The sequence below is a fragment of the Psychrobacter sp. LV10R520-6 genome (assembly GCF_900182925.1).
Lineage (GTDB): Bacteria > Pseudomonadota > Gammaproteobacteria > Pseudomonadales > Moraxellaceae > Psychrobacter.
The window spans coordinates 1,630,330-1,651,423 of record NZ_LT900024.1 but is presented as its reverse complement, the minus strand read 5'-3'; the positions used below and the strand labels follow the sequence as shown (position 1 = coordinate 1,651,423).

At 42.3% G+C, this 21,094-nt stretch carries 17 protein-coding genes; 2 read left to right on the top strand and 15 right to left on the bottom strand.

Translation table 11 applies throughout. The features are described 5' to 3' along the window. Window positions 1-150 precede the first annotated feature (150 nt). The 6 genes from U1P77_RS06845 to U1P77_RS06820 all read right to left on the bottom strand — a co-directional run bounded on the left by U1P77_RS06845 (window position 151) and on the right by U1P77_RS06820 (window position 8,631). On the bottom strand, window positions 151-726 hold the full coding sequence (locus U1P77_RS06845; protein WP_321154306.1) for a TerD family protein: 576 nt from the start codon (window positions 724-726) through the stop codon (window positions 151-153). 501 nt (window positions 727-1,227) lie between these two features. Then, window positions 1,228-2,292 (bottom strand): DUF475 domain-containing protein, encoded by a 1,065-nt coding sequence (locus U1P77_RS06840; RefSeq protein WP_321154305.1) that lies wholly within the window; start codon window positions 2,290-2,292, stop codon window positions 1,228-1,230. 203 nt (window positions 2,293-2,495) lie between these two features. Beyond that, entirely contained in the window at window positions 2,496-3,071 is a 576-nt protein-coding gene (locus tag U1P77_RS06835) for a TerD family protein (RefSeq protein ID WP_321154304.1), read from the bottom strand. A 231-nt stretch (window positions 3,072-3,302) separates the two neighbouring features. Beyond that, on the bottom strand, window positions 3,303-5,603 hold the full coding sequence (rlmKL, locus tag U1P77_RS06830; protein WP_321154303.1) for a bifunctional 23S rRNA (guanine(2069)-N(7))-methyltransferase RlmK/23S rRNA (guanine(2445)-N(2))-methyltransferase RlmL: 2,301 nt from the start codon (window positions 5,601-5,603) through the stop codon (window positions 3,303-3,305). Between the two features lie 280 nt (window positions 5,604-5,883). Continuing rightward, window positions 5,884-7,092: a mechanosensitive ion channel family protein gene (locus U1P77_RS06825; protein ID WP_321154302.1), complete on the bottom strand. Its 1,209-nt coding sequence runs from the start codon at window positions 7,090-7,092 to the stop codon at window positions 5,884-5,886. 60 nt (window positions 7,093-7,152) lie between these two features. Further along, window positions 7,153-8,631, bottom strand: a complete 1,479-nt coding sequence (locus tag U1P77_RS06820) for a dihydrolipoyl dehydrogenase (protein WP_321154301.1) — start codon at window positions 8,629-8,631, stop codon at window positions 7,153-7,155. Between the two features lie 522 nt (window positions 8,632-9,153). On the opposite strand from U1P77_RS06820, the gene U1P77_RS06815 reads away from it, so the two are divergent. Next, window positions 9,154-10,146 carry an IS110 family RNA-guided transposase gene (locus U1P77_RS06815; protein ID WP_321154300.1) on the top strand — a complete coding sequence of 331 codons (993 nt, stop codon included), beginning with the start codon at window positions 9,154-9,156 and terminating at the stop codon, window positions 10,144-10,146. 88 nt (window positions 10,147-10,234) lie between these two features. Here the strand turns inward: U1P77_RS06815 and U1P77_RS06810 are convergent, their stop codons facing one another. The 3 genes from U1P77_RS06810 to queC all read right to left on the bottom strand — a co-directional run bounded on the left by U1P77_RS06810 (window position 10,235) and on the right by queC (window position 12,508). Next, window positions 10,235-10,732: a peroxiredoxin gene (locus U1P77_RS06810; protein WP_321154299.1), complete on the bottom strand. Its 498-nt coding sequence runs from the start codon at window positions 10,730-10,732 to the stop codon at window positions 10,235-10,237. Window positions 10,733-10,917: 185 nt separating this feature from the next. Then, the gene (locus tag U1P77_RS06805; protein WP_321154298.1) at window positions 10,918-11,247 is read right to left on the bottom strand and encodes a hypothetical protein; all 330 of its coding nucleotides are present in this window, start codon (window positions 11,245-11,247) and stop codon (window positions 10,918-10,920) included. Window positions 11,248-11,713: 466 nt separating this feature from the next. Then, window positions 11,714-12,508, bottom strand: a complete 795-nt coding sequence (gene queC, locus U1P77_RS06800) for a 7-cyano-7-deazaguanine synthase QueC (RefSeq protein ID WP_414478994.1) — start codon at window positions 12,506-12,508, stop codon at window positions 11,714-11,716. A 571-nt stretch (window positions 12,509-13,079) separates the two neighbouring features. On the opposite strand from queC, the gene ttcA reads away from it, so the two are divergent. Then, window positions 13,080-14,066: a tRNA 2-thiocytidine(32) synthetase TtcA gene (gene ttcA, locus U1P77_RS06795; RefSeq protein ID WP_414479073.1), complete on the top strand. Its 987-nt coding sequence runs from the start codon at window positions 13,080-13,082 to the stop codon at window positions 14,064-14,066. A 120-nt stretch (window positions 14,067-14,186) separates the two neighbouring features. Here the strand turns inward: ttcA and U1P77_RS06790 are convergent, their stop codons facing one another. The 6 genes from U1P77_RS06790 to ccoN form a co-directional block, all read right to left on the bottom strand. Further along, window positions 14,187-14,771, bottom strand: coding sequence for a FixH family protein (locus tag U1P77_RS06790; RefSeq protein ID WP_321154296.1), 585 nt, complete (start codon window positions 14,769-14,771; stop codon window positions 14,187-14,189). A gap of 171 nt (window positions 14,772-14,942) precedes the next feature. Next, window positions 14,943-16,352 (bottom strand): cytochrome c oxidase accessory protein CcoG, encoded by a 1,410-nt coding sequence (gene ccoG, locus U1P77_RS06785; protein WP_321154295.1) that lies wholly within the window; start codon window positions 16,350-16,352, stop codon window positions 14,943-14,945. A gap of 502 nt (window positions 16,353-16,854) precedes the next feature. Then, a complete protein-coding gene (ccoP, locus tag U1P77_RS06780; protein ID WP_321154294.1) occupies window positions 16,855-18,006 on the bottom strand; it encodes a cytochrome-c oxidase, cbb3-type subunit III in 1,152 nt (383 codons plus the stop codon). Next, on the bottom strand, window positions 18,003-18,185 hold the full coding sequence (locus tag U1P77_RS06775) for a cbb3-type cytochrome oxidase subunit 3 (protein ID WP_321154293.1): 183 nt from the start codon (window positions 18,183-18,185) through the stop codon (window positions 18,003-18,005). Before U1P77_RS06775 ends, ccoP begins: the two co-directional genes overlap by 4 nt. After that, entirely contained in the window at window positions 18,185-18,823 is a 639-nt protein-coding gene (ccoO, locus tag U1P77_RS06770; RefSeq protein WP_321154292.1) for a cytochrome-c oxidase, cbb3-type subunit II, read from the bottom strand. Before ccoO ends, U1P77_RS06775 begins: the two co-directional genes overlap by 1 nt. Window positions 18,824-18,832: 9 nt before the next feature. Then, window positions 18,833-20,314 carry a cytochrome-c oxidase, cbb3-type subunit I gene (ccoN, locus tag U1P77_RS06765; protein WP_321154291.1) on the bottom strand — a complete coding sequence of 494 codons (1,482 nt, stop codon included), beginning with the start codon at window positions 20,312-20,314 and terminating at the stop codon, window positions 18,833-18,835. Window positions 20,315-21,094: the final 780 nt, after the last annotated feature.

The following is a 21,094-nucleotide window of genomic DNA, read 5'->3' as shown; positions in this document are numbered from 1 at the left end:
GATGTCTGTGTCTGAAATATAATTTTTCGGTAGTTTATTAATTTTAAAGCCATCAAATGTGATTAAAAAGTCACACTTGATAGCTTATAAGGTACAACCAGTTGTCTGATTGACACCTTTATGTGTTAGATACTTGGGTTAAGTTTTAACTTAAACATTAACACCATAAGAACCTGCTAATGGACCTAGACCACCACTGAAGCCTTGGCCAACGGCACGGAATTTCCAGTCACTGTTATGACGATATAACTCACCAAAAATCATAGCGATTTCAGTGCTACCATCTTCTGATAGGTCATAACGAGCAATTTCAGCAGCGCCAGTGTCGTTAACGACACGGATATAAGCGTCGCCAACTTGACCGAAGTTTTGGTTGCGGCCTTGGCCTTCATAGATAATAGCACAGAGCGCTATTTTACTAACGTCAGCTGGAATGTTAGCTAGATTCACTTTAATCGCTTCATCATCGCCGTCGCCTTCGCCGGTACGGTTATCACCGGTGTGCTCGACCGCGCCGTTATCTGATTTTAGGTTATTAAAGAAGATAAAGTCTTGATCGTTACGGACTTTGCCTGATTCATCAACCAAAAAACCAATGGCATCTAAGTCAAAATCTTGACCATCAGTCGCGCGTGGATCCCAGCCAAGACCTACCGTAATATTGGTTAAGCCTGGTGCTTCTTTTGATAAGTTTACGTTGCCGCCTTTCGTTAAGCTAATAGCCATGTAATTGTCCTTTTTATTAGTAATTGAGAGATGAATTGATTGACTCGTCCATAAAATATGAACTAAAAATAACACAGCACTGTGTCATATTAAGCTCGCTAGCACAACATATCGATGTTGCTACTGGCACGCTGCGTCCTGCATATCGTTACGTTTTACTATACTAAGCACATCGTCACTAAGCAAGGCGTATTTTGTGAGCTTACTTTACATGCTTACGAAGGGACATAGTAACCCTGTCTGTCTGATACTTCTTTTACACGTCTGACAACAGTAGATAAGATATTGTTATTAAAAAATAAGTTGAGTCGTGTGTATAAATAGTAGGTGAGAAAGCGTGATGAACTATTGGATGGTTAGATAATGGTATAAGAGCAAAAAATACTAAAAAGCCACCTGTCAAATAAAAAACAGGTTATACCAAGATGTTTGATATAACCTGCGAACAGTAAAATGCTACGTTAAAGCCAATTGTATAGAGCCGAGATGGTCATCCCGTCATTAACTGACTTTTTTGGCTTCTTGTTTACGATGCTTAAGTGAGGCAAGCAATGCCCAACCAATGAAGGCAATACCGATAAGACCCGTAATCAGCTCTGGCACATGGAACTTCATGGACAATAGCATGATAACGGCAAGCGCGCCAATCGCATAATGCGCGCCATGTTCAAGGTAAATAAACTCATCAAGCGTGCCTTTATCCACCAAAAAGATAGTCATAGAACGCACAAACATTGCACCAATGGCGAGGCCTAGCATAATGACGATGACATCATTAGTAATCGCGAATGCACCAATCACACCGTCAAAGCTGAATGAGGCATCAAGCACTTCAAGATATAAGAAGCCAATAATACCACCTTTCATGATGGCACTACCTGCCGCTCCAGAGTTGCTGCCTTCGCTTTCTAGCTCTTCTTCAAGGTCACCTTCTAGCATACCTGAGACTACTTGTACGCCTAAGTAGATTAAGATACCCCAGACACCTGCTACTAACACCGCAGCAGACTGATCCGCGCGAACCCATGTTAGGGAAACCATCAAAACAGCCAACGCCACAAACACGCTCATGGCATTGACTTTTCCAAGCTTGGCTAGGCGGCTCTCCAGCCAGTCAAACCAATGGACGTCTTTGTCATCGAACACGAAGTTTAAGAATACTAATAATAAGAACATGCCACCAAAGGCAGAAATCTCAGCATGATGGGCCATTAATCTTGCTGAATATTCTTTTGGATCGTTTAACGCCAAGTTGATAACTTCCATCATACCAAGGTCAGCGGTAACCGCGACGATAACGATAGGGAAGACCAAGCGCATACCAAACACCGCAATCAAAATACCGACGGTTAAGAAAATCATTTTCCAAAATTCGTCCCAGCCTTTAAGTACTGAGGCGTTGACCACTGCGTTATCGAACGATAACGAGATTTCCATGACGGCCAAAATAGCGGTAATCGACAGCGTGGATATCATCCCGCCCATACCACCGTGTGAATATCCCCACCACGCTGCCACCATTAAGGCAATAGCCGTGAAGATAAAGTCTAAATAAAAATGTCTCATGACATATCCTGTCTGGTTGCGTAAAGCTAAGGTCGACCTACTATACAATAGACCATAAAAAAGCGGCTATTGCTAACCACTTTTTAGGCATAAATTTAAATGAAACATAAAGCATTATTGGTCGTTTGGCTATAGCAAATTGTGACTATTTTGCAACTATATACGCTTTACTTTTTAGACGCGATATAAATATAAGGAGCAACTTATATATCAATGCCATATTGCTGACACATAGCTTGCAGACCGCCCGAGTAGCCTTGGCCCACTGCACGGAATTTCCACTCAGCGTTATGGCGATAAACTTCACCAAATACCATTGCGGTCTCAACAGAATAGTCTTCTGCCAAATCAAAACGTACCACTTCAGCGCCGGTTTCTTCATTTACAACACGGATAAAGGCGTTGTCAACTTGACCGAAGTTTTGGCTACGGGCAGTGGCATCATGGATAGTAACGGTTACGACGATTTTATCGACATCAGCAGGGACTTGAGTGAGGTTTACTTTAACCGCTTCATCGTCACCATCGCCTTCGCCAGTACGATTGTCACCAGTATGCTCAACGGCACCGTTATCGGATTTAAGCTGATTATAAAAAATAAAATCGTGGTCGCCGCGTACTTTACCGGCCGTGCTTAGTAGGAAAATACTGGCATCAAGATCAAATTCGGCACCTGAAGTCGCGCGCTCATCCCAGCCCAGACCGATGACTAGCTTGGTTAGGTTAGGATCCGTTTTGGTTAGCGATAAATTACCGCCTTTATTAAGAGATAAAGCCATGGGGTAGTCCTTGTTATTAGAGTGAGGTAAAGTTATTAGAATAAAATAAACCGTAATATTAAAAACGATTGCTTAGTAACACCCTATCATAACAACAAAAAATGACCCAATCAAAGCTGATGAGGTCATTATGCTTTTTGATACAAATCTAAACTGTTTGCTCGGCTGTTACGGAGCGTTAATAATGATTCCGTTCAATTGTGAGGAACGGAATCACGGTTATTATTACTTCTAGTATAGAGCACCCTGACTGTGACGAATCTCAAAACTTTGATGAATGGGTTTTTTGACATTAAAATCAAAGCCAATGGTTTGTGGAGTAATGTCAATAATGTCATAACGTTCGGCCAGCTGCTCATCAAGCTCAAAACGAGTAAAGTTATTCGAAAAATACAGTACCCCGCCAGCCGTCAAGCGGTTCATAGCGCGATTGATTAACGCCGCATGGTCACGCTGAACATCAAAGGTACCTTGAAATTTTTTCGAGTTCGAAAAGGTCGGTGGATCAATAAAGATAATATCGTATTGCTCAGTATTGTCTTTAATCCATTCAAAGATATCAGCGGCCACAAATTCATACTTACGGCGGCTGACATCCAGACCATTGAGCACAAAGTTCTGTTTGCCCCAGTCTAGATAATTCTGCGATAAATCAACACTGGTCACATTTTTTGCGCCTGCTAAAGCTGCATGTACACTAGCGGTACAAGTATAAGCAAATAAATTCAGTACCGCTTTACCGCGGCTATTCGCTTTAATACGTGTGCGCATATTACGATGATCAATGAATAAACCGGTATCGAGATAATCGGTAAAGTTGACGTAAAAGTAAGCGCCATCTTCACGGGCGACATAAAATTTACCCCGTTTTTCTGTTTGACCTTGCTTGCTATATTGATCGTTGCCAGACTGGCGTGCTCGAGTTTTGATAAAGATTTGTTCACGGTTAATACCGAAGACTTCGCGGATACCCATCAAGGCTAAATTAAAGCGTTTTCTAGCGGTCTCAGGTGGAATAGTTTTGGGCGGCGCATATTCTTGCACATGCACATAGTCGCCATATAAGTCGATAGCGACTTTAAAATCGGGCAAATCGGCGTTATAAACCCGTAGATTACTGACATTTTCTTTAGTGGCTTGTTTTTTGAGGCGAGCCAGATTCTTTTGCAAGCGATTGATAAAGTCCTGACCTTCTTCAGACTCAATCTCACGCTTTTCAAAGCGACTCATTAAATGTCCTACTTGCCCAGCAATCAAATGACCGTGGCGGAAATAAACAGTAATCGCACCATTATGACAACGCAAGGTTTTTGGGTCTTTGATCGGCAAGATATCGACTTGCTCAACATTGGCGGCAAGGATGCCCAGCATAGGGTCAATACCGCTACCGGCAAAGCTGTCTTGTAGAATAAGACCTATCGCTTGATAAAGCGGTTTAATCATCTCTTCATCACCCAAACGCTCACCATAAGGTGGATTGGTGATGATTAGTGGGTTACTCAATCTACCGTCATTGACCATCGGACGTAGCGTGTTACTGAGTTGGTCGAGTGCTCGGGTTTCCAGATCTATAAGTGGTAGCAAGTCGTGCAGACCGGCGGCAATCAAGTTCTTTTCCGTTGCGACAATCGCACCACTATCGGCATCAAAACCTAAGATAAGCGGTAGCGTGTCCGGTTGCTCACAGGCAATCGCTAAGCTCTCTCGAAAACGTGTCTGTGCCTCATCAACCATCGCCAGCCACAGTTCGACATCATGATGTTGCCATTGATAGAAGCCAAATTGATTGGCCGCTTTATCAATGCCCACCGCATAATCACAATGCATTAGTAACGCTTCGATAATGAAGGTCCCTGAGCCGCACATTGGATCGACTAGAGCATTGTAGAAAGGGGTATTGCCTGCTTCATTTTTCTGGTGCCAACCGGCGCTATAGAGCAGGGCTGCCGCTAAGTTTTCTTTGAGCGGCGCATCGGTCATTGCTACGCGATACCCACGGCGATGCAAACTGGTACCGGATAAATCCAAATACAGCTCAGCTTGCTTGTCATTCACGGTTGCAAAAATAGCGAAATCTGGATTTTTACTGTCTACATTAGGACGACTGTCATGAACTTCATTAAAGGTATCGGCAATGGCATCTTTGATACGTAGCATGGCAAATTGCTGACTGACGGCAACGCGCTTATCAACAGACAGACGAATAGCAAAGGTCTGCTCTAAGCTGAATTGCTCAGTCCAATTGACCGATTTTGCCAAGCCATACAGCTGCTCTGCCACATCATACTCGGCATTGATGTTTTTACGTTTAATTAGCATTAGTACCCGCGAGGCCACCCGCGACCAAAGACAAATCGTGTATAAGTCCCGCAGCGTTCCGGTGACGGTAAGGCGCCCCGTGCTTTTAATCTCGCTGGCAATACCGAAGCTGGTCAGCTCAGTCTGTAGCGGTGCCTCAAGCCCATCGGCGCAGGTGATAATAAGGTCGAGCGACAATGCTAATGAAGATGCAGGTGAGGTTTGTTCGGTCATACGGATACCTATGGGCTATTGTGTAAACTAAATGTATGTAAACTAAGTGTGCTAAATGGATTGCGCGAATAATGAAACAAGGTGTTCAACCGGTAATTTTACCATAATTTAAGAGCCTATTGTTGAGCGCACTTGCGCTTAGAGTGTGAGAGATAATTGGAGTGTACTCAGATAGGTTTTTAAAAATAATAGCAAAACAACCCTAGGAAAAAGGTGATAAGCATTGGCGAATTAATGAGCTAATAATCGATTTATAAAAGGCTAAAGATTCAAAGTCACACTATAACCGTGACTTTGGGTCTTTAGTCAACGAGATATTTGATGGATTATCTGCTTTTACCAACTGAGTAGTGGTCGCAAATGGCTTAGTGGCAATAGGATAATCGACGTCTTTCGGCATCAGCAAGCGCATATGTGGGTAGGGGGTAGATATATTAGCGGCATCAAAGGCGCGTTTAATATCCTCCTGTAAGCCTTCTTTTATCTTGGGCATCCGAGCAACGGAAGCTGGCTTTACCCAAAAGCGTACGATAAAGAAAATACCATATTCACCAATTTCCGCTACTGTCGCTGAGGATTCAGGGCGTCTCAATACGGTTTCACTATCAGTGAGTACCTGTAATATCACCTCTCGTGCGTTAGCAATATCATCTTCAAAGGCGATGCGCATGCGTATATCAAAGCGGATAAAGTTTTTGGAAGTCAGGTTAGTTACCTCGGTGGAAGCAACATTAGAGTTAGGAAAAATTACTGTAATATTGTCACGAGTCAAGATATGGGTAGTACGCAGTGAGATGAGCACCACGCGGCCTTCTTTATCGTTAATGTTAATCCAGTCACCAACCTCAAAGGACTGCTCAATTAGAATAGTAATACCAGCGATAAAGTTAGCCAGTGTTGATTGAGCCGCGAAACCTACTGCCAAGCCGGCAATACCCAAACCTGCCACTAAGGAGACAATATCAAAGCCAAACTGCGCCATGACGCTGGCAAGTCCAAACACCAAAACCAGTACCGAGAAGATATTTTTGAGTAGCTGCTCAATAGAGGCGTTAAGACCGTAATGCTGGAGGACCTTATGGATGATATGTCCCGATGACGCCCACAGTACATAATAAATGCCTGCCCAAATACTGGCTTTAGCCGTAGCTTTAACGGTACTGGGCTCAAAATTAAACTGGCTCATTATTGCAATTAAGCTGGCGACAATCCACATATAACGCAGGATTGAACGTACAATTTTCGCCCGTCGCTCATTCAGGCGAAAACGCGCTTTATTATGGTTGATAATATAAGTTGCCAGCCAATAAAAAAACCCTAACACCGCAAGCAGTATAAGGATTTTAATACTCGTGCTGACCCATTCTACTGCTCGAGATGTCCAATCACGCGAGTCTTCTTCTAATGAACCCCCAATCGCAAGATAAAGACTGGTATGTAAATCACGAATAATCTCTTGAAAAAAATCAGTAATACCAGCAATTGCCATTATCTCATCCAGGGGAGTTTTAGTATTTGTAGTGCTTTAAAAGTGTAGCTGAGTGCGAGACTAAAAGCCATCTTGCTGGGTGTCATAAGATTGGTAAGGAATGGCCATTTTATCTTGCACATCGCGCAGCGCGGTACGTAGACCTTCTAATATAGTCGGATGATAAAACGGCGTATCGAGCAGGGCTTTAATGCATATATCATTGGTAATGGCGACTGCTAAAATATGGGCAATATATTCTGCATCAGGTCCTACCATGCTAGCCCCTAATATTTTATCCGTTTTTTTACAGCCATAGATATGCAGCAGGCCACAATTGACACCCATAACACGGCTGCGCCCTTGGTTATCAAAGCTGACGGAACCGATCACATACTCCAGCCCTGACTCTTTAACTTCGGATAGCGACATACCAACATTCGCAATTTGCGGCTCACAGAACACGATAGATAAAGGAATAGCAGGGGCATGCACGTAAGCGTCCCTGTTGTCTTTGCAGACTGAGCTGCCGGCGCTAAAGCCTTCATCACTGGCAACGTGTAATAACGGAATATTAGCATTGGCATCACCGACAATATAAACCTTAAGATCGCCAATCTGACCGGTATTTTTGTCTAAGTGCTTCGGACGATTTTTATCATCCAGCTCAACGCCTAGATTTTCAATTCCTAGCTGTTCAATATTGTTTCGGCGTCCAGTAGCTACCAAGACATACTCGCCTTGCCACTGGCCTTCTTTACCATTTTTGTCTTTATACTTAACAAAGGCTGCTAGATTTTTGTCCTCATCAGCTTGAGTGCCAACATCCTCGACTTCACTATTTAAGTGCATGGTCAGGTCACTGCCTAAACACTCAATCGCTTTTTTATTGATATCTTCATCTTGTAAGCCAGCAACACGATTAGCACGGTTAAATAAAGTTACTGACACGCCTAAACGGGTGAATGCCTGTGCCAATTCCAAGCCTACAGAGCCTGCGCCAATAACTGCCATTGATACGGGTAAGTCCGATAATTCAAAAACGATATCCGACGTTAGCAGCTTATCGCCTAATTTATCAGTCCAGCCATCCGGAATAAACGGCGAGCTACCAGTGGCAACGATAATTTTATCAGCTTTAATGAGCTCATCATTAATTTCAATCAGACCGTCTTTATTGATATGGGCGCGACCCGATATTCTTTTATCCGCAGGCCAGCCTTCGACTTGCTTTTTGACGCTATTGGCAAAATGGTTGCGCTCAGCTTGTACCCGTGCCATGACTTGCTTGCCGTCTATTTTTACATCAGCATGGATACCAAACTGATCAGAGTACTTGGCTTCATGAGCACGACCCGCAGCAGCAATCAGTAGTTTACTGGGCATACAGCCAACAGTGGCACAAACAGTCGTCCAAAAACCATCATTAATTATAACGATATTTTTAGTGGTTTTACTGGCTTGACCAAAGGCGTTTTGTCCGGCCGTGCCGGCACCGATCACTGCTACATCTATTGTACGGGTGACCTTGTTAGACGTGCTATCAGATTGTTCAGTCATATTATCCCCAATTATTGAGTTATTGATATTTTATGTCCTAATAGACAGTAACTTTAGTAATAGGCTCTGATAGTAAAGTATCTCTGCAAAGTGCGCAGCAGGATAAGCGTAGCAAGCTGTTGCAAAAATGTGTAACCGTAACTTTGCCGAAAATCGATAATTGATATTAAAACAATGCTGTATCAGAACAATGCTACGGCTGATTATTATGGGGCTGTTACGCGACTCTCAACTTAATAGGGGCTATCGTAGGCTGGCGCTTTTAGCCCAGTCAATCGTAACCATTTGCCAAAAACGCTGGGCTAAAGCCACAGCCTTGTATCTTGACTAGATGCTAAATTTAATCAAATCTTGATATACTTTATCATCTACTCACGAGCATTGTGAGCGTGACCACAGCCTTAGTGCTTAGACACTGTAACGTAGATTACGCCCAATGCTCATCCTTTCATCTTCACAATCTGAATGGTATCCAAGTGCCTTAGTATAAGTGACACTGAATGAACAAGGGAAGATAATAAGATGACACAGTATATTGGAATAGACATCAGCAAAGCCAAACTTGATCTTGCTTGGCTTAAAGATATCGAAAAACCTAAAGTTAAAACCAAAGTCTTTAAGAACGACAGTACCGACTTCTTAAAGTTGATTGACTGGCTCAAATCCAACGTGACTGAAGATTTGAGCGACATTCATATCATCTTAGAGGCCACTGGCGTCTATCATGAGAACATCGCCTACTACCTGTATGACCAAGGGCTATCCGTTAGTATCGTTAATCCTGCCTTTGTCAGAAGCTATGCGGATAGCTTAGGCTCTCGTCATAAAACAGACAAACAAGACAGTATTCTACTAGCGCGTTACGCCCATAGTGCCAAACCTAATCTATGGACACCGCCGCCGGCTGAAGCCCGTCATTTAAAGTCCCTGCTATCTCGCCTAGATGCTTTGCAACAAGACCTAATGCGTGAGCAGAACCGTCAAGAGAAAGCGGATGCCACGGATACTGCTGTTATCGTTAAAACCTCTATTGAACAGATGATTAGTGCCCTAAAAGAGGCTATAGCTAATCTCAACGATGACATTGATACTCATATAGAGGATCATCCTAACCTTAAACAAGACCAAGTACTGCTTCAGACAATTAAAGGCGTTGGTCCTGCCACCTCAAGACAGATGCTGTCCTTAATGCACAATAAAAGCTTTACTAAAGCCTCGCAAGCGGCAGCATTCTTAGGACTGATACCCAAGCAAGTGCAGTCCGGTCAGTTTAGAGGTAAAACCCGCTTGGCTAAAAATGGTTCTAGTGCTATTAGAGCTAAGTTGTACATGGCAGCAGTAGTCTCAACCAGATGGAATCCTGATATAAAAGCTCAATATGAGCGCCTCTTAGCTAATGGTAAGTGTAAGATGCAAGCCATTTGTGCTGCCATGCGAAAACTTGTCCATATCTGCTTTGGTGTGTTAAAACACCAGATGCCTTATCAGCCTCAAATAGCCAAAACTGCTGCTTGATTATGATTTGGCAAGATGGTATCTACGCCAAAAATTATGATAGTTGAGAGTGGGGTGGGCTGTTATTATTAAGGGTTATTAAGAATTACTAAGGCGCTAGAATAGCCAGCAGGCGTTCAGCATAATCTTTGGCGCGCAAATTACGCTGCGCATGGGTAAGCGTACCGTCTTTATCAAAGATAAATGCTGAGCGTACCAGTCCAATAGTCGTCTTGCCGTACATATTTTTTTCTTTAATCACCTCAAAATACTGGCATAGTTTTTTATCGCCATCACTGATAAGTGGAATTTGTAAATCGTGTTTAGCAATGAACTTTTCATGCAATTCAACGCTGTCACGTGATACCCCAATAATATCGTAACCTAAGTCGTCAAAGGCATTAATATTGGCGGTAAAGTCGGTAGCTTGGGTGGTGCAGCCGGGAGTATTGTCTTTTGGATAAAAATATAGAATCAATCCTTTATTCGTATTTTGAACCAGCTCTTTTAGGCTAATGTCATCATGAATGAAATTGCCGTCTAACTCACGTACCATCGTTACTGGAAAATCGGGTAATGCAAGCATTTCAGTGGTGGGTTTGGCCATGATAAATTCCTTGTTGTGTTTATATTTATGTTTCTTTTATTCGTTAGTCGTGGCTGTTACTGAATCAGTAGATTCTAAGTCTTACACTTTGCCCCAGTATTGGCAACTACCGGCAACAAAAAAAGACTGACGATTGCCAGTCTTTCTTATTGTATCTTGTTTATTGGACTGCTTTATTGATCGATTTAAGCAGGTTTTTGTGGCTGTTTGAGATCCAACCCTACAGTACATTGCTGTAAGTCTTTCTGCATCTTCTTCACGTATGGTAGCGAAGAAGGATCTTTTTTGTCTTGCGCGTAGCTTTCGATTTCCCACATTTGACCGATGGTCATTTTGCTGCGGACACCAATGGTACAGCTACATAGCTTGGTGGCTGTGTTTTGGTCCGCGACTTTATATTTTACGGCACCATTGACACAAGTGTTAATGTTATTTTGCTTAATGTCGATAGCGTTTGCTTGCGGCATGGCGACAAAACCAAGCAGCGCTAAGGGTAGTATTTGTAATAACTTCATAAATATCCTCTTACAGGCGGCTTCAATAAAATAAAAAATTAAAACAATGATAAAACTGATAAATAAAGGGTCATATCATTAAGCATTTTTTGTACGATGATATGTATTTTTCGATTGATGTTAAATAGTATCAGTCCAGTAAGACCAAAATAACCGCACCTACCATAACAAGTATACCTGTTAAAGAAAACCACACGCGTGCTGTGATGATGCAAGTAAATGTTACGCTTATATTTATTTACTTCATGCTAATCAGGCGTTAGGCAGCATTTAATATCGTAAACTCTAAATAATATGTGACTATATATACCAAGATATATCGTAGCTGGAAAATTTTATTTACTTATTGTAGCCTCTCTTCAGCGGCAGCATAAATTTCTTCCAGCGATTATTAATAGATGCAACGTGTCATATTCTTACAAAGTTAGTGCTAAGTTTTAGAAAGTTAACAATAAGCTCTATCAAATCAATATTGAGGCTGATAATGAGTCGGATCAGCGATACCTACTTGCGTAAAGCCTTGACGACGTAGCGCACAGCTGTCACACATACCGCACGCACGACCTTGACTGTCAGCTTGATAACAAGAGATGGTTTGTCCATAATCAATCCCAAGTGTTAAACCAAGCTCAATGGTTTGCGCTTTTGATAACTGCTGTAATGGGGTTTGAATACTTAAGTGATGACCAGTGACGCCAGCTTTGGTGGCTAGATTGGCCATGTGTTCAAAGGCTGCGATATACTCAGGACGGCAGTCGGGGTAGCCGGAATAATCGACTGAGCTAACCCCAATGACGATATGATTGGCATCTGCAACTTCAGCAACGGCAAGGGCATAAGATAAAAATATGGTATTACGCGCTGGCACATAAGTATTCGGAATGGCCTCATTGTCGATCTCGTCGCGTTTCTTATTAGGGAACTTATCGGCATCACCGTCAGGTACGATCATGCTATGGTCTGTCAATGAGGAGCCGCCAAGTTGAGCGATATCAATGTCAATGATACGGTGCTTAACGCCTGCGGTCTCAGCAATGGTTTTTGCCGCAACAAGCTCGCTATTATGACGCTGACCGTAGTCAAAGCTAACCGCAGTCACAGCAGCATAACGCGCCTTTGCCCAATACAGACAAGTAACAGAGTCGAGCCCACCCGATAGCAGCACGACAGCGTTTTGGTTTTTCTCAAAACCAGTAGAGGTAGAGTTAGTTACTTGGTTAGACGAGGTAGATTGCAGCGTATCTTCGATCATGGGGGTCATAGTGGGGTCTGTTATCAATTGGCTTAAAAGGTCTATTTTAGCAAAATTACCGCTATTACAAAACCATCAAAGCTATTAACGCTATCAAAAAATACGATACAGACTAGGTCGTCAGCATTTCAGTCATATCTAAGTAGGGTATTTGCACACTACGGCATTTAATTTGATAATTTGCTGCCATTTTTCAATATGTTAGCAAGTTTTGTTATAATGCCGCGGCTTGTAGTCTTATCTTTGGCGCTGTTGTACGCCTAACTGCACAGCACTGACCGCCTTATAGCAAAACCATTATTGTAAAAAAGATGAGTAATTTATGACCGCAGCCACCTTGTTTACGCCAAAAATTGCGCCACGGCCTGATATACCGTCTGCTGAATGTGACCTGCATATCCAATCTTTAGAGGCTAACTCTTTGGAAGCTAATTTTTTTAATAACGTTTCTTTAGAGACTGAAAAATACAGTATTGAAGAGGATCGTGACGAGGGTAGTGATGAAGACAGCACTGAGCAGAACGCTGGCGAACCGTCTGCTAATAAGGAAAAAGTTACTAAGTCAGCTTGCTTCCTCAAATTGCAAAAAAAGCTCCGCAAACAAGTATCATGGGCGATTCGTGATTTTAACATGATCGAAGAGGGTGACGTAGTGATGGTCTGTGTCTCAGGTGGTAAAGACAGTTATACCTTGCTTGATATTTTGCTATTGCTAAAGCGTATTGCTCCGATTCATTTCGACATAGTGGCGGTTAATTTGGATCAAAAACAGCCTGATTATCCGGAAGATGTATTGCCTGAATACTTAAATCAGCAAGGAATTGCGCATTATATTTTAGAAAAAGACACTTATAGCATTGTCAAAAGTGTGGTGCCAGAAGGTAAGACTTATTGCTCTGTATGTTCGCGTTTGCGTCGTGGCTCGCTATATAGCTTTGCCCAACAGATTGGCGCGACCAAAATCGCCCTAGGCCATCATCGCGATGATATCTTAGCGACATTTTTCCTCAATCTATTTCATGGTGGCGCTCTCAAAGCCATGCCACCGAAGCTGCTGAGCGATGACCAACAGAATATATTAATTCGTCCGTTGGCTTACGTCGAAGAAAAAAATATTATTGAGTATGCGCGCTTAAAAGAATTCCCGATTATCCCGTGTAACTTATGCGGCAGTCAGACCAATCTACAACGAGGCATTATTAACGATATGCTGCGCGATTGGGATGACGCCCATCCGCAACGTTTGGCCTCTATTTTCAAGGCCATGCAAAATGTCGCACCGTCACAACTGGCCGATCGTGAGTTATTTGATTTTGAAAAGTTAAGTTTAAATCGTGATGATGATGCTAATGGTAATGAACGGTTATTCGAAGGCAATAATATTCAAGCAGGGCAGACTGACAGTCTAGCTGAAATTGGTTTGCCGATTGCTCCAAACACGCAAACCTTTAACCCAAAGTTTGCTAACACCAATATTGATACTGAACCTCAATTAGTCAATGAAAATGCTGCTACCGATAATGGCCAAGAAAAACAAAAAATTCCGACAATCAATCCAGTTATCTGACTGGCTCATAAAGACAATTGATTTGCCTATTGTCTACTAATAAAAAAATCAGCTCATTGATACCTGGTTTTTTATTGGTGGGGATTGTTCACTTAATTGTTAACAGCTGCTTCTTAATAATTATAGGTTTTCAGCAAAGACAGGTAGCGGATCAAAGCTCACCTTTGAGCGTGGTAATTTCGCCACGTCTTGCATGCGCCAATCATCTTTACCGTCATTACTAACCTGTAGGTAATATTTAGCTTTAACACCTTCTAAGCTCACTTGCGCACTGTACTTATTGCCGCTTTGGTGCTGCAGTACCACATCACGATCTTTTTTGACATCGGTCGCGTGCGAGATAGATAAGTTCAGCTTATCAGGATAGGTCAGCGGCGTACCGTTGAGTAATTTACCCGATTGCAAACTTTGCTCAGGGTAGTTCAGATAAAAAGTAATATCGCCATTATCTGAAAACTGCAAATCACCATGTAAGTCTAAATCATAAGTGAGCTTATCACGTGACACATCATGGTATAAGGTTTTACCATCCATATACCAATCATCACGTACTACGCTATCGCGAATTTGATAAGAATAATATACGAACCAAATGCAGGCAATAACCACAAAAGCTGGCATACCAATCACGAAGATAATCACTATGTAGTTCTTATACCACGGCTGACTGTCTTGATGTTTAAAGTTCGGTGATGGAGTAGACATAAAGTACCTATTAATGAAATACCTATTAAATATATCAACTGATTAAGCTGACACTTAACTGTAGCCAGCTTAATGACAATCAGTAATCGCATTCAGTATAGCTTGATTTATCAGGCGCTGCATCTGCTAAGCACCTGATAAATTTGAATATTTGATAAGGCTGTTTGATGTTTACTGGCCTTGAGTGGTAAATACGTTTTGTTTACTAACCTTATATTTACCACCTTCACTAACCACATTTAAAGTAACTAGTGTCCGGCCTTCGTCGACAACTTTAGGGTCACCGTAAATACTTACTGACATATTGAAGCTTTCACCAGGATCTAATGGCACATCATTAAAGGTCAAATGTAAGCTTAGACCGTCTTTCGGCGCTAAAGTAATGGTATAAGTGTGCTCGTCTTGAGTTTTATTGGTTAGCTTGACGATATAACTGTTTTCAATCATCCCTTGAGTATTGAGTGAAGACAATTGGTTACGGTCACGGCGGATATCAATCTCTAATGGCATGCGATCCGTCAGAGCGTATATGACGCCACCACATAATACCGTGAGTAGAGCCAAATAAGCAAAAAACCTCGGACTAAATACTCGACTTTTTTCTTTTTCCACCAACTGACGCTCAGTAGTATATCGAATCAGACCACGTGGATAACCTACCTTGTCCATGACTTCATTACAAGCATCGACACAGGCGGCGCATTGGATACAGGCCACTTGCAGACCATCACGAATATCGATACCGGTGGGACAGACCTGCACACACATTTGGCACTCAATACAATCGCCTAAATCGTCAGGGTTGGTGCCTTTCTTGCGCGCACCGCGAGGCTCACCGCGTTCATAATCGTAGGAGACGATAAGTGTGTCTTTATCAAACATGACACTTTGAAAACGGCCATAAGGACAAATTTGAACACACATCTGCTCCCGCATATAGCCAGCATTAACGTAGGTCGAAAACGCAAAAATAAATACTGAAACCCATATCCACGTTGACCAATCAGGAAAGGGTATAAATCCTATCATTTGCCAACTTTGATATAGGGCGTCTGTCCCCGATACATAACTGACGAAAGTAGTGGCCGTAATCATCGAGAACACGAACCAAACAAAATAAACTAAAGAGCGCTTAAAAGCTTTACTGACGCTCATCGGCTGTTTATCGAATTTGATACGTTTGTTACGGTCACCAATCACCATTTTCTCAACGTATTGGAACATATGTGTCCAAATGGTTTGTGGACAAGCATAGCCACACCACACCCGCCCTGCGTAAACGGTCACCATAAATAAGGCAAAAGCCGCAATAAGCGCAAACGCTGCAATATAATAAAAATCTTGGGTCAAAAAGGTCATGCCAAAGATATAATAATGCTGGGAGGGAACATCAAACCAAATTGCCTGTCTACCGTTATAGCGCAGCCACGGTAAAATCAAAAACAGTGCCAAAAACGCATACATACTGATCACACGGATATTTTGATAAAAGCCCGTGATAAATCTAGGATGAATACGTTTTTTGGTGGCGTTGAGATCGACTTCAATAACAGGAATTCGACTGGGTTGTTGTGCTGACATAAACTTGCCTCTTTAAAGAAAAGAATCAGTCTGCTGGCATGGGTAACAAACACCTATTATGAAAATGAGATGTGTGAGCTTACGCTGTTATCAATGTCAGTAAGTAGGGGAGGTTTTGTGCATAACGAATGCTAATTTTGTCCCAACTACCGAATGAGCGATTATATATAATGGGTTATAGTATTGATTTGTAGCGCTAATTTATAGTAACGATTATTTTACCATTCCCCTTACTATAAATGGGGAGATAATCTAAAAAAACAATCATTATATAAGAATAAATATCGATATAAGGGCCATACATTGCCTGCTATCAAGCTAAAAAATATCAAAAAAATGACTTCTAAATTTGTTTATTAATAATTAAGAGAAAATACCGATTAAAAATACTTAACTTAAAATTTTCCATAAAATCATTTACCCAAAAAAGGAGAACCGCAATGACAGTTCTCCTTTTTTTAAATATCATTATCCTATGATATGGCAATCTAACGAAGCGCTCTTAATTAGCAGTAGCTGCTGCGGGTACTGCTGCTTTAGGCGCAGTAGTATTGGCAGGTAGTGACGCTTTAGCTGTCAGCGCGCCTCGGTCTGATAACGAGTAAATATAAGCGGCTACTAGCATGATACGCTCGTTACCTAGCTTAGTTTCCCATTGTGGCATGACGCCTGCACGACCGTAACGTAAAGTATTGCGCACCGTTTCACGCTCGCCACCATACAACCAAATAGTATCGGTTAAGTTTGGCGCACCCGCTGAAATCATACCCTTACCATTTTTGTCATGGCATAACGCACAATTTTTCTGAAAGATTGCACTACCTTGAGCGACCAGAGTCTTATCAAGCTCACCATTACCTTTATCACCGTTATTAGATGATAATGACAACACATATTCTGCTGCTGCTCGTACGCCCTCTTCACCAATTTGATCACGCCAAGCGGGCATACCACCAACACGACCGTTATGTAGCGTCGTTAAGATATTGGTAGCTTCCCCGCCGTATAGCCAATCATTATCGGTCAAATTAGGGTAGCCTGTGGCACCTTTAGCATTAGAGCCGTGACAAACCGAGCAGTTCTGTAAGAACAGACGACTACCCACTTTTAAAGCATTTGGATTTTCAGCAAGCTTCTCAACTGCCGGTGCGAGTTCTGCAATCTTATCATCAATCTTAGTTTGCAGATCAGCCGGTGGCGCCTCACTACGACGCATAGTCGCTTGCATCTCATTTAAAGTGCCTAATGTCTGCGCTGCACCAGTGGCATCCGCTTTTACCAAGATATTTTTTTCAAAGTTATCTGTAAATACTTTATTATTGCGCTCAAGCTCACTAGCCAGTTCATTATGAGAGGTCCAAGGCACGGTTTCGCCATCGACTTCTACCGTTGCAATACCTTCCCACTTTGATGGGAAAATACCTGGGAAAAATACCCAGTAAGCAACACCCCAAACGATGGAGCCAAAAAATATAACAAGCCACCATTTAGGCAGTGGCTTGTCATATTCTCGGATACCGTCGTATTCATGACCAGTCGTACCATCGTCTTCTACTTCTGGTTTATATTTTAATACCATTAGTAAGACACCAAGGATACCAGCCCAACACATAATACTGAGTATGGTGATCCAAGAACTCCAAAAAAATGTCATGGTTTATCCTTATCACGCTGCTCGTCAGATAAGGGTTCTTTATCCTCATCATCAAGCGCAAGTTGTGCATCTTCTTCGAAGCGTTTTTCGTTTTTTGGCGAATAGGCCCACCAGGCAATAGCTACAAAGGCCACAAAAGCAGAAACAGTCGCAATAATTTGTAACTCAACAATACCCATTAGCGTTGTCCTTCCATTGCGGTGCCTAACTGCTGAAGATAAGCAACCAAAGCATCAAGTTCAGTGGCGCCAAGAACCGCATCAGGAGCCCCTGCGATATCTTCTTCAGTGTAAGGGACGCCGAAATGGTCACGGAATAGACGCATTTTTTCTTGAATATCTGAGCCATCGACTTCATTAGTAGCAAGCCAAGGGAAACCAGGCATAACCGACTCAGGCACCAAGGAGCGTGGATCCATCAGATGTTGTTTTTGCCAATCTTCAGAGTAGCGTCCGCCAACACGTGCTAAATCGGGTCCCGTACGTTTCGATCCCCATAAAAATGGATGATCCCATGTTGATTCAGCAGCCCGTGAATATGGTCCATAACGCTCAACTTCTGCGCGTAGTGGACGAATCATCTGGGTATGACAAACGTGACACCCTTCACGAATATAGATATCACGACCTTCAAATTCAAGCGCGGTCCAAGGTTCCATAGAAGGAAGGGGAGCGTTCACCCCACCATCTTCAGGGCCCTTGTTATCATATATCAGCGGTACAATCTCAACTAGCGTTGCAAAGCTAATAGCAATAACGATACCGATGACCAACAAGCCTGTATTTTTTTCAATAATCTCATGCGGTGTACCAGCCATGATCGCTCCTTATACGTTGGCTGTCGAGGTTTCATCGACACTAGGTTCATGATCAGTCGGATCAGCGATATCTACCGGCTTACCTTCTGGCATCTTGATCGTTTTATAAGCGTTATATGCCATTACGAACATACCCGATAAATAGAGCAGTCCACCAAAAGCACGACCCATATAGGGGAAATGCGAGAACTCAACGGTATCAACGAAGCTGTATACTAAAGTACCGTCGGGGTTAGTAGCGAGCCACATCATACCCTGACCAATACCTGAGATCCACATGGAGACGATATAGAATATAGTACCCGCCGTTGCTAGCCAGAAATGGGTAGTAATCAAGCTGATTGAATACATTTTTGGCTTATTATAAATACGCGGTATGAGCACGTATAGAGAACCAATGGTAATCATACCTACCCAGCCAAGTGCACCTGAGTGTACGTGACCGATTGTCCAGTCTGTATTATGCGATAGCGCGTTGACCGTCTTAATAGCCATCATTGGGCCCTCGAACGTTGACATCGCATAGAACGACAAGGCCACAATCATAAAGCGAATAATCGGATCGGTACGCAATTTATCCCAACTACCGGATAAGGTAAGAACCCCGTTAATCATACCACCCCAAGAGGGCGCAAATAGGATAATAGAGAACACCATGGCTAGAGACTGCGTCCAATCTGGTAGCGCTGAATAGTGTAAATGGTGACCACCTGCCCACATATAAGAAGCAATCAGTGCCCAAAAGTGAACGATAGACAGACGATAGGAATAAATAGGACGACCAATCTGTACCGGAACAAAGTAATACATCATCCCAAGGAAAGCGGCCGTTAGATAAAAGCCTACCGCATTATGCCCCCACCACCACTGCACCATCGCATCGGTTGCACCACCAAATAATGAGTAAGACTTAAACGCACTAACAGGAATGGCCATACTGTTGACGATATGTAATAACGCAATCGCAATAATAAAGGCCGCAAAGAACCAGTTAGCCACGTAGATGTGAGAGGTTTTGCGTTTGATAAGTGTGCCGAAGAAAACAATGGCATAAGAAATCCATACCAATGCAATCAAAATATCGATCGGCCATTCAAGTTCAGCGTATTCTTTGGTCGAGGTTAAACCTAGAGGAAGGGTGATCACGGCGGAGACGATAACTGCCTGCCAACCCCAAAAGGTAAACCAGGCCAGATAAGGGGCAAATAATCTCGCCTTACAGGTACGCTGGACGATGTAGTAAGACGTTGCGAACAAGGCACTACCACCGAACGCAAAAATAACGGCATTGGTATGCAACGGTCTTAGACGACCAAATGATATCCATGGAATGTCAGCGTTAAGAGCTGGCCAAACCAACTCTGATGCAATGAACACACCAAGGCTCATGCCGATGATACCCCATATTATGGCCATGATCGTAAAAAATCTTACGATAGTGATTTCATACTCACGATCAATAGGGGCGACTGCTGTGTTTTGTAAACTCATTGGATGATTCCTTTACAGCCTGAATTATCAACAGAATTAACTAACTCTCCGCGGCATCTGGGTTATAAAAAGAGTGCTATAACCAGATAATGACTGCGGCACCTGCTAGTGTCTGACTTGCTTACTGCCGTAACGGTTTATTAACTATCAAGCTAGGCCTTCGCTAGATATCAGCGAGTGCTGATGGGTAGAGGACGGCGCTAAAAATGCACTGGGCTCACAGCTAGTCGATAGTAGGATTGTTAATATATCGTTCAAGTTAATAAGAAAGTATGCCGTCTTTGAGCATCAAACATCTAATAGTACTAAGTAGCTGTTTTTACTTTTACTAATATCATTACTAACGAGGTCAGTAGTTATAAGTTAGTAGTTGTAAATTAGCACGTATAATTAGTACTTATAAAACTAGGGTACTGACATCAATTTGGTAACAAAAAAATCATGAATCATAGATGTATGCTAGCGTCGGCTGACAAAAAACAGGTTTACGTAATGTTTAGTTAAAACTCCCGACTCTGTTTAAGGGTATTGTAACCCAATATTAAGCAAATATCATCAGAACTATGCGCCAAAATACAAACTCTTTGGTAAATAGTTTAGCAGACAACTTATTATGACAATGACATAAATGTATTTTAGACGCAGCTTGGCTGTCGTCTAAGGGTTCTATAAGGACCTGAAAAAAGATAAAAGTCTATATACCGCTATTGATAAGCAAGATATATATTATGGATTGTAATAGTAAGTAAGCTTTATTAGCATAAGATATTATAGCATTTG

Bases quoted from the DNA above. Each gene is read 5' to 3' on its own strand.
- U1P77_RS06815 (WP_321154300.1), top strand. From the start codon at position 9,154: ATGACACAGTATATTGGAATAGACATCAGCAAAGCCAAACTTGATCTT.
- ccoP (WP_321154294.1), bottom strand. From the start codon at position 18,006: ATGACATTTTTTTGGAGTTCTTGGATCACCATACTCAGTATTATGTGT.
- U1P77_RS06840 (WP_321154305.1), bottom strand. From the start codon at position 2,292: ATGAGACATTTTTATTTAGACTTTATCTTCACGGCTATTGCCTTAATG.
- ccoN (WP_321154291.1), bottom strand. From the start codon at position 20,314: ATGAGTTTACAAAACACAGCAGTCGCCCCTATTGATCGTGAGTATGAA.
- U1P77_RS06790 (WP_321154296.1), bottom strand. From the start codon at position 14,771: ATGTCTACTCCATCACCGAACTTTAAACATCAAGACAGTCAGCCGTGG.
- U1P77_RS06845 (WP_321154306.1), bottom strand. From the start codon at position 726: ATGGCTATTAGCTTAACGAAAGGCGGCAACGTAAACTTATCAAAAGAA.
- U1P77_RS06820 (WP_321154301.1), bottom strand. From the start codon at position 8,631: ATGACTGAACAATCTGATAGCACGTCTAACAAGGTCACCCGTACAATA.
- U1P77_RS06805 (WP_321154298.1), bottom strand. From the start codon at position 11,247: ATGAAGTTATTACAAATACTACCCTTAGCGCTGCTTGGTTTTGTCGCC.
- U1P77_RS06825 (WP_321154302.1), bottom strand. From the start codon at position 7,092: ATGGCAATTGCTGGTATTACTGATTTTTTTCAAGAGATTATTCGTGAT.
- queC (WP_414478994.1), bottom strand. From the start codon at position 12,508: ATGACCCCCATGATCGAAGATACGCTGCAATCTACCTCGTCTAACCAA.
- U1P77_RS06775 (WP_321154293.1), bottom strand. From the start codon at position 18,185: ATGGGTATTGTTGAGTTACAAATTATTGCGACTGTTTCTGCTTTTGTG.
- ccoO (WP_321154292.1), bottom strand. From the start codon at position 18,823: ATGGCTGGTACACCGCATGAGATTATTGAAAAAAATACAGGCTTGTTG.
- rlmKL (WP_321154303.1), bottom strand. From the start codon at position 5,603: ATGACCGAACAAACCTCACCTGCATCTTCATTAGCATTGTCGCTCGAC.
- U1P77_RS06835 (WP_321154304.1), bottom strand. From the start codon at position 3,071: ATGGCTTTATCTCTTAATAAAGGCGGTAATTTATCGCTAACCAAAACG.
- ccoG (WP_321154295.1), bottom strand. From the start codon at position 16,352: ATGTCAGCACAACAACCCAGTCGAATTCCTGTTATTGAAGTCGATCTC.
- U1P77_RS06810 (WP_321154299.1), bottom strand. From the start codon at position 10,732: ATGGCCAAACCCACCACTGAAATGCTTGCATTACCCGATTTTCCAGTA.